We start from the raw sequence: 13,032 nt of genomic DNA, 5'->3' as shown, positions 1-13,032 counted from the left end.
GTCAGAGACCCGCCAGGCGCGCCTCGCCCCGGGTGGTGAGGCGGTCGCGCAGGCGCGCGGCCTCGTCGGCGGGGACGCCGGAGATCGATGCGTCCGAGTGCGGCGACGCGGTGTGGAGCTGGACCTTCGCGATCCCGAACGCGCGCTGGAGCGGGCCGGCGGACACGTCGACGAACTGCATGCGGCCGTACGGCACCACCGTCACCGAGCGGAAGAGGCGGCCGCGGCGGACCAGGAGCTCGTCCTCGGCCTCGGCCCAGGCGTGCGCGGTGACCTGGCGGACGATGATCCAGCTGAACCACAGTCCCAGCGCCACGAGCACGGCGGGGACGATCAAGAGGAGGGGCTCGTCGCCCAGCAACGCGAGCACCGACGAGGCCACGATGAGCAGGCCGAACCAGATCCACAGCGTGATGGTGCGGGCGCGGATGAGGCGCCTCGAGACCGGCACCCACGGCGCCGACGAGTGCTCGTACCAGGTCATGGGATCAGTGTGCCAGGGTTGCGGCGCGCGGCCGTCGCGCCGCTGGCGGCAGCTGCCGAGTCACCCTGGCAGCGCCCGCGAGTCACCCTGGCATCACCCGCGAGTCACCCGCGAGTCACCTGTCCACACGTTTTCTTCACTGCTCCACACGAGCCCCGGCGTGTCGTCGGCGTGTCGCACGGATATCAGCTTTTTCGCGGCGGTTGCGGGCCGCGCTGTGTGGACAGGTGACGCGAGGCCGCGGACACTCCGCACGGATCGAGGAGCAACACGCCGGTGGCTGGGCCGGAATCGGAGCCCGTGACCCGCGTGTCGCCGCTGAATCCGTGCGGAGTGTCCAGAGAGACAGGTCAGGCAGCCGCGCCCGGGCCGGCGGTGGGGGCGCCGCCGGGGCCGCCCTTGTGGTCGTCGTCGTCATCGGCGCGGCACCAGTGCTCGACCCAGAGCCCGGCGATCACGAGCGCGATCCCGCCCAGCGCGGCCACGAAGCCGGAGATGGCGACCTCGCGCCGGGGCCCGTGCGACCAGTCGAGCGCGAGCGAGAGTCCGTAGCCGCCGTAGGCGCCGGCCAGGATGGCGCCGGCGTAGGCGCACGCGTGGGCGTAGACGGCGGTGCGGGCGGCGCGCAGCGGGTTGAGCCCCGGGTTGTCGCCCTTGCGGTACTGGCGCACCGCCCAGCCGAGCGCGAAGGCGAGCACCGCCGCCGCCCCGGAGACCACCAGCACGCTCCACGGCACGGGGTACGGGGTGTGGCCCGAGGTCACGAGCACGCGCGTGATGATCCACGCGACCGCGCCCACGCCCGCGGCGAGGCCGGCGAGTCGGACCCAGCTCAGCGGCGTCACGGGCACCCCCGACGGACAGGGCGCGGGCCGCGCAGACCACGCTCGCCACGCACGCCCCACGCGCCACCCAGGCCACGCTCGCCACGCACGCCCCAGGCGCCGCGCACGCCCCACGTCCCGCGCAGGCCGCGCGAGCACCGGGGCGGCCGGGCCGCGAGCGCCCTCGCCTCGGGGGCGCACCGGGGCGCGCCAAGGACCGGGCGTCGGGTGGGAAGGAAGCTCACTGGGCGGTGGCGCCCTCCGGCTGGGGCCAGCGCGCCGCGACGAGCGCGACGCCCTCGGAGTCGACCAGCGCCGCGAGGTCGCCCACGCGGCCGGCGCCCGGGATGCGGGCGTCGGGGGCGAGGGTGGTCCACGGCGCGAGCACGAACGCACGCTCGGCGGCGCGCGGGTGCGGGATGGTGAGGTCGTCGGCGGCGGCCTCGAGGTCCGCGTACGCGAGGATGTCGATGTCGATGGTGCGCGGGCCGTTCTCCACGAGCCGCTCGCGGCCGTGCAGCATCTCCACGCCCTGGCACGCGGCGAGCAGCTCGCGCGGCGCGAGGGCGGTCTGCACCTCGACCACGGCGTTGAGGAAGTCGGGCTGCTCGGGCCCGCCCACGGGCGCGGTCCGGAACAGCGACGACGACCGGCGCACGGCGATACCAGGGATCTTGTGCAGCTCCCACAGCGCCTCGCGGAAGGTGGTGTCGACGTCGCCCACGTTGCCGCCCAGGCCCAGGTACGCGACCACGGGCTGGAGCGGCTGCTGGTCGAGCGGGTCGTCGGACTGGAGAACGCCGGTGTACGCGTCGCGCGCCGGCACCGCCGACGAGCCGATGCGCTTGCCCGACCACAGCCCCGCGGACCGGTAGTCGCGGCGGATCTTCACCATCACGTCCCCGAACTCGACGTGCAGCGGCGCCTGCGGCTTGTGGATCACCACGTCGACGCACTCGACGCCGGGCATCTCGAGGATGGCCTCGGCGACGTGCTCGGCCACGGTCTCGAGCAGGTCGGCGGAGTCGCCGCCCAGGATCTCGGCCGTGCGGTCCGCGATGTCCGAGTAGTTGACCGTCGCGGCCAGCGAATCCGTCGCGGCGGCGCGCTGCGTCGACACGTGCGCGACCACGTCCGCGAGGAACAGCTGGCCGGACTCCTTCTCCCGCGCGTACACGCCGTGCGTGCCCTGGACGCGCACCCCCGTCACGAAGATCTGGTCGAGCTCGATGCCGTGCTTGGAGAACGGGAGGATGATCGGCGTCGTCATGGCGTCATCCTTGCGCGTGCGCCGCGTTATTCCAAGCCGACGCGACGCGCACCGCATCCGCCGAGCCCCGCGCCTCGTGCACCCGCACGCCCCACGCCCCGGCGGCCGCCGCGAGGGCGGTGAGGGCGATGGTGGCGGCCTCCCGGTCGTCCGGCCCGGGGGCCTCCACCAGGGACGATGCGGTGGTCCCGTCCGGGGACGATGCGCTGGTCGCGCGGGCGATCGCCGCGCCCAGGAACCGCTTGCGCGAGCCGCCGACGAGCACGCGCCGGCCGCGCGACCACTCGTCCATGCGGGCGAGCAGCGGCCAGTTCGAGTCCGTCACTTTCGCGAATCCCAGCCCGGGATCGAGGACGATGCGCCCCTCCCCCACGCCCGCCGCCACCAGGGCGGCGACGCGCGCGTCGAGCTCGTCGCGCACCTCCGCGACCACGTCGTCGTAACGGTCGCTCGCGTCCATGTGGGTCGAGTGGGCGCGCCAGTGCATGCAGACGAAGTCGACGTCGAGCGCGGCCACCGTGGCCCCCATGGCCGGGTCGGCGAGGCCGCCGGAAACGTCGTTGACGATGCTCGCGCCGGCCTCGACCGCCGCGCGCGCCGTGGCGGCGTTCATGGTGTCGATGCTCACGCCGATGCCGTGCGCGGCGAGCTCCCTGATGACGGGCAGCACGCGGGCCTGCTCCTCCTCGAGGGAGATCCGCTCGGCGCCCGGCCGGGTCGACTCGCCGCCCACGTCGACCAGGTCCGCCCCGTCCGAGGCGAGGGCGAGGCCGCGGGCGACCGCCGCATCGGCTCGGGCGTAGAGGCCGCCGTCCGCGAAGGAGTCGGGCGTGACGTTGACGATGCCCATGACGAGCGTCACGGGCTACCTCCCGGCGATGAGGCTCATGGCCTCGGCGCGGGTGGCGGCGTCGCGCATGATGCCGCGGACCGCGGAGGTCACCGTGCGGGAGCCGGGCTTGCGGATGCCGCGCATGGACATGCACAGGTGCTCGGCCTCGACGACGACGATCACGCCGCGGGCGCCCAGCTCCTCGACCAGCGCGTCCGCGACCTGGGTGGTGAGGCGCTCCTGCACCTGGGGTCGGCGGGCGAACACCTCCACCAAGCGAGCCAACTTGCTCAGTCCGGTGATGCGGCCGTCCGGGCCCGGGATGTACGCGACGTGGGCGACGCCGTGGAAGGGCACCAGGTGGTGCTCGCACATCGAGTACAGCTCGATGTCCTTGACCAGGATCATCTCCTCGTGGCCCAGCTCGAACACCGCGGACAGCACGTCCGCGGGGTCCTGCGAGAGGCCGGCGAAGAACTCCTCGTACGCGCGGGCCACCCGGGCGGGGGTCTCGCGCAGCCCGTCGCGGTCGGGGTCCTCCCCCACCGCGTGCAGGATCTCGCGAACCGCCGCCTCGAGCCGCGGACGGTCGACCGTCACCCCTGGTCCTTGGGCTCGACGAGCTCAGGCGCGGGGACGGAGTCCTCGCCCTCGGTCTCCCCGGGCTCCCCGGTGGGCGCGTCGATGTCCCCAGGCCGCGCATCGTCCCGGGTCTCCCCAGGCTCCCCGGTGGGCGCGTCGATGTCCCCAGGCCGCGCATCGTCCCCGGTCTCCCCAGGCTCCCCGGTGGGCGCGTCGATGTCCCCAGCCCCTGCATCGTCCCCGGTCTCCTCGAGCCGGTCGCCCTCGTGGGGGACGGGCTCGGAGACCGTGGCGCCGCCCTTGGCGGTCTCGGGTGCGGCCTCGATCCAGTGGCCGGAGGTCCACTCGTCGCGCGAGGGGATCTTCTCGACGTCGGCGAAGATGGCGGCGAGCTCGTCCTCGCCGAGCGTCTCCTTCTCGAGGAGCTCGGCGGCGAGGCGGTCGAGGACGGCGCGGTTGGCGGCGAGGGCGCGGGTGGCCTCGGCCATGGCGTTGTCCATGAGGCCGCGGACCTCGGCGTCGACGGTCGAGGCGACGCTCTCCGAGAACTCTCGACCGTGGCCCATGTCGCGGCCCAGGAAGACCTCGCCGGAGCTGCCGGTGAGGCGGACGGAGCCGATGCGCGTGGACATGCCGTACTCGGTGACCATCTGCTTGGCGATCTCGGTCGCCTGGGAGATGTCGTTGCTCGCGCCGGTGGACGGGTCGCCGAAGACGAGCTCCTCCGCGATGCGGCCGCCCATCGCGTAGGCGAGGTTGTCGAGCAGCTGGTTGCGGGTCTTGGAGTAGCGGTCCTCCTGCGGCATCACCATCGTGTAGCCGAGCGCGCGGCCGCGCGGAAGGATGGTCACCTTGGTGACGGGGTCGGTGTGGCGCATCGCGGCTGCCACCAGCGCGTGGCCGCCCTCGTGATAGGCGGTGACGCGCTTGTCATGGTCGTTCATGACGCGGGTGCGCTTCTGGGGGCCGGCGATGACGCGGTCGATCGCCTCGTCCATCTCGGGCGGGCCGATGAGCTGCTTCTCGCGGCGGGCCGTGAGCAGCGCGGCCTCGTTGAGGACGTTCGCGAGGTCCGCGCCGGTGAAGCCCGGGGTGCGGCGCGCGAGGGCCTCGAGGTCCACCTCGGGAGAGATGGGCTTGCCCTTCGAGTGCACGTCGAGCACCTTGACGCGGCCCTTGAGGTCCGGCGCGTCGACGCCCACCTGGCGGTCGAAGCGGCCCGGGCGCAGCAGCGCGGGGTCGAGGATGTCGGGGCGGTTGGTCGCCGCGATCATGATGATGTTGGTGTGGATGTCGAAGCCATCCATCTCGACGAGCATCTGGTTGAGCGTCTGCTCACGCTCGTCGTGCCCGCCGCCCAGGCCGGCGCCGCGGTGACGGCCCACCGCGTCGATCTCGTCGACGAAGATGATGGCCGGGCTGTTCTTCTTGGCCTGCTCGAACAGGTCGCGGACACGGCTCGCGCCCACGCCGACGAACATCTCGACGAAGTCCGATCCGGAGATGGAGAAGAACGGCACGCCCGCCTCGCCCGCGACTGCGCGCGCGAGGAGCGTCTTGCCGGTTCCCGGGGGACCGTAGAGCAGCACGCCCTTGGGGATCTTGGCGCCCACGGCCTGGAACTTGGCGGGGTTTTCGAGGAACTCCTCGATCTCGCGGAGCTCCTCGACGGCCTCGTCGACGCCGGCGACGTCGTCGAACTTCACCGTGGGGGTGTCCGGCGTGACCATCGAGGCCTTGGACTTGCCGAAGCTCATGAGGCGGCCGCCACCGCCGCCCTGCATGTTGACCATGAGGAACCAGAACAGTCCCACGAGCAGCAGCACGGGCAGGAAGGTGAAGGCGAGGGTGGTCCAGATGGAGGACCGGGGCACCTCGGAGTTGTAGCCCTGCGCGGGGAACGCGTTCTTGATCGCCTGGACGACCTCCTCGCCCTGCGGCGCGACGTAGAAGAACTGCACCTGGTCGCCCAGATCGTCCCACGCCTCGGGAGCGTCCTCGGGGAAGTCGGCCGGGTCCTCGAGGGTCATCTCGACGCGCTGGTCGCCGTCGACGATCTTCACCTGCTCCACCACCTGCCAGGCCAGCAGCTCGAGCCCCTCGGAGGTGTCGACCTCCTTGGGGCTGGACGAGAACAGGCCTGATACGAGCCAGCCGACCAGGATCGCGGCCAGCACGTAGAGCAGGATGAGGCGGAGGTTGAGAGCGTTCTTCATGTTGGGCACGACTCTACGCGGTGGGGGTGGCGCGGGGCCAAGGTTTCGCTCGGGGCGAGGTACCTCCGGACACTGCGCACGGATTCGAGTGCGACGCGCCGCAGATCGAGGGCCATACCGGTCCAAACGCCGGGGTGTCGCGCGGCGTTCCGTGCGCAGTGTCCGGCCACGGCGAAGCCTGCGGGCGCGCGGGCTCAGCGCCCGTGCCGCCAGAGCACGGCACGGACGTCGGATGCGAGTCCGTGCGGGTCGTCGACGATCCTCTGGAACGGGAACCGCATCGGCAGGTAGCCGCGGAGTTCGAGCTTCACGTCGCGATCGCGATCGGAGGTGAACTTCGCGGGGTCCGAGTGATAGGAGCGGCCGTCGCACTCGACCACCGCCCGCCCCTCGACCAGAAAGTCCACGCGGCCGATCCCGCCGAATTCGACCTGCGAGGCCACCTGGAGCCCGGCATCCAGCATCGCCGCGCGGGCGAAGGACTCCCCTGGTGACTCGGCGCGGCCGTCGACCCGTGCGCGAAGCCAGCGGCGCCGGTCCGGCGGAGTCAGTTCGAAGGCGTCGATGGCCTCGAGGTCCACTACCCCGGTGTGTACCGCGGCGTCGATCGCGGCCATCTGGCCGTAGGGGCTGAGGCAGGCGCCTGCCATGTCGAGCGCGATCTCGACACGGCCCAGGCGCTCTGGATCGACACGGTCGGTGCGATGCACCACGACGCGGGCCATCGGCCGTATCCCCCGCCGCGCGAGGCTGCGCGACATGGGCACCCACACGTGCGTCCGCGTCGCGTCCGGCACCACCGGCAGCCCGAGCGCGGCCAGCACGGACACGCAGCAGGGCACACCCCGGAAGATCGTGGCGTCGACTTCGGCACGGTCGACGTGCGGGAGCGCGTAACAGCCGCGATGCTCGCGAACCACGTCACCGGCCGCGAGCGCCCGCATCAGACTCCCCCGCGAGACGCCGGCCTCGCTGAGCTCCTTCCAGCGCGCGGTGCCGTCCGCAAGGAGCAGCGCACGCACCGGATTCATGGAGCGAGCGTGCGCCGTACGTACGGGGCGGTGCCCGGATCGTCGGCGCGGTCGGTGGACGACCGGCGCCGCGGCGGGCCCGGGGACATCGCCACGGCGTGCCCGTGCCTGGCCCCACCGCGGACACTGCGCACGGATTGGAGCGCAACACGCCGGTCTCAGGACGCGATACCGGCCCGCCCCTCCGCGTGTCGGATCAGATTCCGTGCGGAGTGTCCAGAAGACTCAGCGGTCGCCGTAGACCTCCGGCTTGAGCGCCGCGATGAACGGCAGCGTGCGGTAGTCCTCCGCGAAGTCGAGGCCGTAGCCCACCAGGAACTTGGTGGGCATGTCGAAGCCCACGTAGCGCACCGGCACCTCGACGCGCAGGGCGTCGGGCTTACGCAGCAGCGTCGCGATCTCCACGGACGCGGCGCCGCGGGTGCGCAGGTTGCCCAGCAGCCACGACAGGGTGACGCCGGAGTCGATGATGTCCTCGACGATGAGCACGTGACGGTCCGTCAGGTCCGTGTCGAGGTCCTTGAGAATGCGCACCACGCCGGAGGACACGGTGCCGGAGCCGTACGAGGACACCGCCATCCAATCCATCTGGACGTTGGTGGGCATGCGGCGCGCGAGGTCCGCCATCACCATGACGGCGCCCTTGAGCACGCCCACGAGCAGCAGGTCCTTGCCCTCGTAGTCCGCGCGGATCTGCGCGGCCATCTCGTCCAGCCGGGTGGCGATCTGCTCCTCGGTGACCAGCACCTCGGAGTAGTCGCTCATGTCGTGTTCCATGCTCACGGTCGCCTCTCCTCCTGGGCCGGATGGCCGATGACCAGCCTGCCATATTCGCGCCGGGCCTCGTATCCGCCGGGAAGCGAGATCGCGCCCTGCCCCTTCCACCGCGTCACGATCGTGTCGAGCGCCTCGACGTGCGTGGACGTCAGCGGCCCCGCGCCGCGGCTCTCCGCGAGCATCTTGAGCATCCGCGTGCGGATCGCGTCGGGCAGCGCCGCGAGCATGTCGCAGCGCCAGTCGTCCGTGCGCACGGTCGACACGGACGCGCCCATCGCGGAGCGCGCCTGCCGGTCGAGCTCGTCCGCGTCGGCCTGCAGCAGCGCCGCCGACCGCGCCAGCCCCGACACCACGCCCGGCCCCAGCACCTCGACCAGCGCCGGCATCACCTGGGTGCGCAGCGCGGACCGCCGCGGCCCGTCGGTGACCTCGTTGCTCGGGTCGTGCCACGGCTCGAGCCCGAGGGACTGGCACGCGGCCAGGGTGTCCTTGCGTCGCACGGTCAGGAAGGGGCGGACGATGCGGCCCCTCCTCGCCGGGATTCCCGCCAGGGTGCGGGCCCCCGAGCCGCGGGCGAGGGCTAGCAGCACCGTCTCGGCCTGGTCGTCCATGGTGTGGCCGGTGAGCAGCAGGGGGTCGAGCCCGCCCTCGGCGACCACGCGGGCCTCGAGCGCGGCGTAGCGGGCGTCGCGCGCCGCGGCCTCGAGGCCGCCCTTGCGGCCCACGATCACCCGCTCGATGTGCACCGTGTGGATGCCGGCGCGGCGCACCTCGTGGGCGGCGCGCTCGGCCACCACCGCCGAGTCCGCCTGCAGCCCGTGGTCCACGATGATCGCGCCGGCGAGCAAGCCCTGCTTGCGCGCGGCGTAGCTCACGGCCTCCGCGAGCGCCAGCGAGTCCGGCCCTCCCGAGCAGGCGACCCACACGCGGGTGCCCAGCTCGCAGTCGGCCAGCGCGTGGCGCACGGCGACCCGGCAGGCGGAGACGGACGGATGAGGTCCGCTCACGCCCCGCTCACCCGTCACAGCCGCATTCTGCCAGCGCCGTCAGAAACTCGTCGAACGCCGCGATGGGCCGGGCCTGCCCGTACGGCATGCCGTCGGCCATGAGCGCGACCGCGAGCGCGCGGCCGTCCGCGGTCATGATCACGCCCGCGATGGTGGTGACGCCGGTGAGCGATCCGGTTTTCGCGCGCCACCGCGCGGCCACCGGCGTGCCCGCGTAGCGGGTCTCCACGGTGCCCTCGAGCCCGGACAGCGGGAGCCAGTCGAGCAGCTCCTCGAGTTCGGGCACCTCGAGCGAGGCCCGCATGGCGGACACCAGCGTGGCCGGCGGGATGCCGTTGTCCTCCGCGAAGCCCGCGCCGTCGTGGAGCACCAGCCCCGTCGTGTCGACGCCGATCTCCTTGAGCACCGCGACGACCGACTGCGCGCCGTCCGCGCCGGTGCCAGGCCCGCCGCGGGCGATGTTGAGCGACCGCGCGACGGCCTCGCTCACGGTGTTGTCCGACTCGGACAGCAGCAGGGTCGCGATCGCGGACAGCGGCGCGGACTCGACGCGCGCGACCTCCACGGGCGCCGCGACCTCCTCGGACTCTGCCGCCTGGCCGCCGCCTTGGTCACCGTCCCCGGCCTCGTCACCTTCCCCGGCGTCCGCCTCAACCTCAGCACCGGCCTCATCTTCGGCGACCCGCGCCACGCCATCGCCCACGCTCAGCCCGCGCTCCCGCAGCGCCTCGGCCAGCACCTCCCCGGCGGCCAGGGACGTGTCGGTCGCGCGCTGGGCGTAGTGGTCGTCCGTGAGCCGGCCCACGTTCACAGCCAGTCCGCTCACTGGCGCGGCGTAGCCCGACCACCGCGCGTACTCCGGCCACACCTCGGGCCACGCCGGGCCCGGATAGGCCGAGTCGTCGACGGCCACGGCCACCTCGCCCGCCGAGTCCCCCAGCGCCTCGACGACCTGATCGGCCAGGTCGGCGATGCCCGCCCAGCCGTTCGCCGCATCGTCCCCGGTCGCGTCCCCGCCGTGCCCCTCGCCCGCGGCGAGCATCTCGTCGCCGCCGGCGACCAGGGTGAGGGTGGACGATGCATCGTCCCAGGTCACGCTCGTGACGAACCGGTGGTCGGGGCCCCAGTAGGCGACCGCGGCGACGGCCGTGAGGAGCTTGGTGGTGGAGGCGGGGACCTGGGGGTCGGCGGCGTCGAGGTCGGCGTAGACGGTGCCGTCGAGGAAGTCGACCACGGCGATGTTGGTGGAGTCGCCGGTGCGCGCGTCGTCGCGGACGGCCTGCGCGAGGGCCTGCACCTGGGCGGCGTCGGGGCGGGGCGCGTCGGGGTCGAGGTCCGGGACGGCGGCCTCCGCGGGGGAAACGGTCACCGGCCCTGCCGTGATGAAGGGCGCCTGAGGCACGTCCTCGGGGGCCAGCGTGACCCAGCCGGGTGCGAGGTCGTAGGCGTCGAGGGCCGCGTATCCGGCCGCGCCGAGCGCCAGAACGCCCGCGGCCGCGCCGACCCACCGATTTCGCACCACGAACCCCCTGTTTTACGCCACACTGTTACCACGCGACAGAGTCCCCGACGCAAGGATGGCCATGGAATTCGATGTCACGATCGAGATCCCCAAGGGATCCCGGAACAAGTATGAGGTGGATCACGAGACCGGCCGCATCCGGCTGGACCGCATGCTCTTCACCTCGACGCGCTATCCGGACGACTACGGGTTCATCGACGGCACCCTGGGCGAGGATGGCGACCCGCTCGACGCGCTGGTGCTGCTGGAGGAGCCGACGTTCCCCGGCTGCCAGATCCGCTGCCGCGCGCTGGGCATGTTCCGCATGCGCGACGAGGCCGGCGGCGACGACAAGGTGCTGTGCGTCCCCGTGGGCGACCAGCGCCAGACCTGGCGCCAGGAACTGACCGACGTCTCCGACTTCCACCGCCTCGAGGTCCAGCACTTCTTCGAGGTCTATAAGGACCTGGAGCCCGGCAAGTCGGTCGAGGGCGCGCACTGGGTGTCGCGCGAGGAGGCCGAGGAGGAGATCCGCTCCTCGTTCGACCGCGCCAAGGGCACCAGCTTCGCGTACATGAACCCGCTGGTCCCGCCGCCGGGGCACTAGTTTCGCGCGGGGTCTCCCCCGCCGGAGATCACCTGTCCACACGCCGTCGACACTGCTCCACACACGAGTGGGCGTGTCGGCGGCGTGTCGCGCGTTTCAAGCCCGATTTACCGGCGTTTCGCGCCGCCTTGTGTGGAGCAGTGACATGCGGCAGGCGCGAGCGAGGCGCGAGTGACGCGCGAACAGCCGGCAGAAGACCTCAGGGCCGCCCGATGTACGGCATCAGGCTGCTCGACATCCACGCGTAGAGGCCGCGCACGCCCGCGGGCTTGCCGGGGTTGACCGCCTCCATGACCTGCCCATTGCCGATGTACACGGCCACGTGGAAGATGCTCGACGGGTTGTTCTTGTTCGAGCCGTAGAACACCAGGTCGCCCGGCCGCAGCTGCGAGTACGGCAGGTGGGTGACCGCCTGGTACTGCGAGCGCGAGGAGCGCGTGATCCAGTGCCCCGCCGCGGTCCACGACGCCGAGCTCACGCCCGAGCAGTCGTAGTACTCCGGCCCGGCGCTGCCCAGCCGGTAGGGCTTGCCCACGAGCGTCAGCGCGTAGGCGGCCGCGGCCTGGCCCTGCGCCGCGGTCGAGCGCCACGAGGTGCTCGGGGGCGTGGTGGGCTCGGGCGCGGGAGTGGTCGTGGTCGGCTGGGGTGCCGGCGACGTGGTCGTGGGCGCGGGAGCCGGGGTGGTGGGCTCCGGCTCGGGCGCGGGGGTCGTCGGCGCGGGGGCCGGCGTGGTCTCCTCGGGCTCGGGCGCGGGGGTGGTCACCTCGGGCTCCGGCGCGGGCGACGTGGTCGTCGGCGCGGGCGCCGGGGTCGTCGCCTCGGGCGCCGGCGTAGTCGCCTCCGGTGCCGGAGTGGTCGGCGTCGAGGTGGCCGATGCACTGGGCCGCGGAGCCGACGTCTGGGTCGGGGTGGGGGCCGGGTTGTTGGCTTCCCACTCGCGCTCGGCCTCGGCCTGCTCGCGCTCCGCCTCCTCGCGTGCGAGGCGCTGGCGCTCCTCCTCGAGCCCGGCCTGGCGCTGCTCCTCGAGCTCGCGCGTGACGCCGCGCAGCTCGGCGAGCCGCTCGATCGCGTCGGAGCGGGTGGCCTCGGCGAGGGCGACGGCCTGCTCGGCGTGGGCCTGGGCATCCGCGGCCGATGCATAGGCCGCCTCCGCCTCGACCCGCGCGGCCTCGGCCTCGGTCGCCGCGTCCTCCGCGTAGCCGCGCATGGTGGTGGCAACCAGCTCGGCGGCCTGGACGCGCTGGACCCACATGTCGGCCTCGTCGGAGCCGCGGGCGAAGGCCTCGGAGCGGGCGATGACCTCGTCGACGCTGGTAGCACCCACGACGGCGCCCATCTGGCTCATCGAGCCGGCGTCGCGGTAGGCGGCCTGGGCGACGCTCGCGAGGTTCTGGCGGGCCTCGGCGAGGGCGGCCTCGGCCTCCTCGGCGCGCTTGTCCGCGGCGGCGAGGGTGGTCTGCGCCTGGTCGGAGGCCTCCTGCGCCTGGACGTAGTCCTCGGCGGCGTGCAGGGCGTTGGCGGTGGCCTCGTCGCGCGCGGCGGACAGGGCCGCGATCGCGTGGTCGAGCTCGTCGACGCCGGCCGCGAGGTCGTTGGCCGCGGCGCGCGCGGCCTCGATCTGGTCCTGGCCGGGGTAGTCGTCGGCGGTGGCGGGGCGGACTGGACCGACGATGACGACGGCCGCGGCCATGACGAAGACACCCGCGAGCGCGGCGATCCGCTTCCCCAGCGTCACATCAACCACCCTTGTCACATCTGTCACACCTGTCGCGACCAAATCGTAGTCGGAGCGTGACCAGATTGGAACCGACGTGTGTCACACCCCTCATCGGCACGCGCACGCCCGCGCTCAAGCGGTCAAGCGGTCAACGCCCAACCCGGCCCAGCCCGGCCCCGCCCGC

12 protein-coding genes are annotated in these 13,032 nt (G+C 73.0%); 1 reads left to right on the top strand and 11 read right to left on the bottom strand.

Annotated elements, in window-relative coordinates:
• Position 1 precedes the first annotated feature (1 nt).
• The 10 genes from AOM03_RS06535 to dacB form a co-directional block, all read right to left on the bottom strand.
• Positions 2-484, bottom strand: a complete 483-nt coding sequence (locus tag AOM03_RS06535; RefSeq protein WP_062379548.1) for a PH domain-containing protein — start codon at positions 482-484, stop codon at positions 2-4.
• Positions 485-834: 350 nt separating this feature from the next.
• Positions 835-1,329 (bottom strand): DUF3180 domain-containing protein, encoded by a 495-nt coding sequence (locus tag AOM03_RS12805; protein ID WP_162197273.1) that lies wholly within the window; start codon positions 1,327-1,329, stop codon positions 835-837.
• Positions 1,330-1,549: 220 nt separating this feature from the next.
• Complete coding sequence (folK, locus tag AOM03_RS06525; protein WP_062379544.1) at positions 1,550-2,578, bottom strand: 2-amino-4-hydroxy-6-hydroxymethyldihydropteridine diphosphokinase; 1,029 nt, start codon at positions 2,576-2,578, stop codon at positions 1,550-1,552.
• A 4-nt stretch (positions 2,579-2,582) separates the two neighbouring features.
• Positions 2,583-3,440, bottom strand: coding sequence for a dihydropteroate synthase (gene folP / locus AOM03_RS06520; protein WP_227589916.1), 858 nt, complete (start codon positions 3,438-3,440; stop codon positions 2,583-2,585).
• 3 nt (positions 3,441-3,443) lie between these two features.
• Positions 3,444-4,010 (bottom strand): GTP cyclohydrolase I FolE, encoded by a 567-nt coding sequence (gene folE, locus AOM03_RS06515; protein WP_062379542.1) that lies wholly within the window; start codon positions 4,008-4,010, stop codon positions 3,444-3,446.
• Positions 4,007-6,208 carry an ATP-dependent zinc metalloprotease FtsH gene (gene ftsH / locus AOM03_RS06510; RefSeq protein ID WP_062379540.1) on the bottom strand — a complete coding sequence of 734 codons (2,202 nt, stop codon included), beginning with the start codon at positions 6,206-6,208 and terminating at the stop codon, positions 4,007-4,009. The genes folE and ftsH overlap by 4 nt, the downstream gene beginning before the upstream one ends.
• A gap of 194 nt (positions 6,209-6,402) precedes the next feature.
• Positions 6,403-7,239 (bottom strand): type IV toxin-antitoxin system AbiEi family antitoxin domain-containing protein, encoded by an 837-nt coding sequence (locus AOM03_RS06505; RefSeq protein ID WP_062379538.1) that lies wholly within the window; start codon positions 7,237-7,239, stop codon positions 6,403-6,405.
• A 225-nt stretch (positions 7,240-7,464) separates the two neighbouring features.
• On the bottom strand, positions 7,465-8,016 hold the full coding sequence (gene hpt, locus AOM03_RS06500; protein ID WP_062379536.1) for a hypoxanthine phosphoribosyltransferase: 552 nt from the start codon (positions 8,014-8,016) through the stop codon (positions 7,465-7,467).
• A gap of 2 nt (positions 8,017-8,018) precedes the next feature.
• Positions 8,019-9,041: a tRNA lysidine(34) synthetase TilS gene (gene tilS / locus AOM03_RS06495; RefSeq protein WP_227589915.1), complete on the bottom strand. Its 1,023-nt coding sequence runs from the start codon at positions 9,039-9,041 to the stop codon at positions 8,019-8,021.
• The gene (gene dacB, locus AOM03_RS06490; protein WP_162197272.1) at positions 9,031-10,542 is read right to left on the bottom strand and encodes a D-alanyl-D-alanine carboxypeptidase/D-alanyl-D-alanine endopeptidase; all 1,512 of its coding nucleotides are present in this window, start codon (positions 10,540-10,542) and stop codon (positions 9,031-9,033) included. The genes tilS and dacB overlap by 11 nt, the downstream gene beginning before the upstream one ends.
• Before the next feature lie 64 nt (positions 10,543-10,606).
• Here dacB and AOM03_RS06485 point away from each other — a divergent pair, with 64 nt between their 5' ends.
• A complete protein-coding gene (locus AOM03_RS06485) occupies positions 10,607-11,131 on the top strand; it encodes an inorganic diphosphatase (protein ID WP_062379531.1) in 525 nt (174 codons plus the stop codon).
• Positions 11,132-11,330: 199 nt separating this feature from the next.
• On the opposite strand, the gene AOM03_RS06480 is transcribed toward AOM03_RS06485, so the two are convergent.
• The gene (locus tag AOM03_RS06480; protein WP_062379529.1) at positions 11,331-12,866 is read right to left on the bottom strand and encodes a C40 family peptidase; all 1,536 of its coding nucleotides are present in this window, start codon (positions 12,864-12,866) and stop codon (positions 11,331-11,333) included.
• Positions 12,867-13,032: the final 166 nt, after the last annotated feature.

Origin of the sequence: Demequina pelophila, from assembly GCF_000971175.1 — a bacterium.
Taxonomy (GTDB): Bacteria; Actinomycetota; Actinomycetes; order Actinomycetales; family Demequinaceae; genus Demequina; species Demequina pelophila.
This window is presented reverse-complemented; position numbering and strand designations above follow the sequence as displayed.

What these genes read in the sequence shown, in the direction of transcription:
- AOM03_RS06505 (WP_062379538.1), bottom strand. Translation starts at nt 7,239, where the DNA reads ATGAATCCGGTGCGTGCGCTGCTCCTTGCGGACGGCACCGCGCGCTGG.
- folK (WP_062379544.1), bottom strand. Translation starts at nt 2,578, where the DNA reads ATGACGACGCCGATCATCCTCCCGTTCTCCAAGCACGGCATCGAGCTC.
- AOM03_RS06485 (WP_062379531.1), top strand. Translation starts at nt 10,607, where the DNA reads ATGGAATTCGATGTCACGATCGAGATCCCCAAGGGATCCCGGAACAAG.
- hpt (WP_062379536.1), bottom strand. Translation starts at nt 8,016, where the DNA reads ATGGAACACGACATGAGCGACTACTCCGAGGTGCTGGTCACCGAGGAG.
- AOM03_RS06535 (WP_062379548.1), bottom strand. Translation starts at nt 484, where the DNA reads ATGACCTGGTACGAGCACTCGTCGGCGCCGTGGGTGCCGGTCTCGAGG.
- ftsH (WP_062379540.1), bottom strand. Translation starts at nt 6,208, where the DNA reads ATGAAGAACGCTCTCAACCTCCGCCTCATCCTGCTCTACGTGCTGGCC.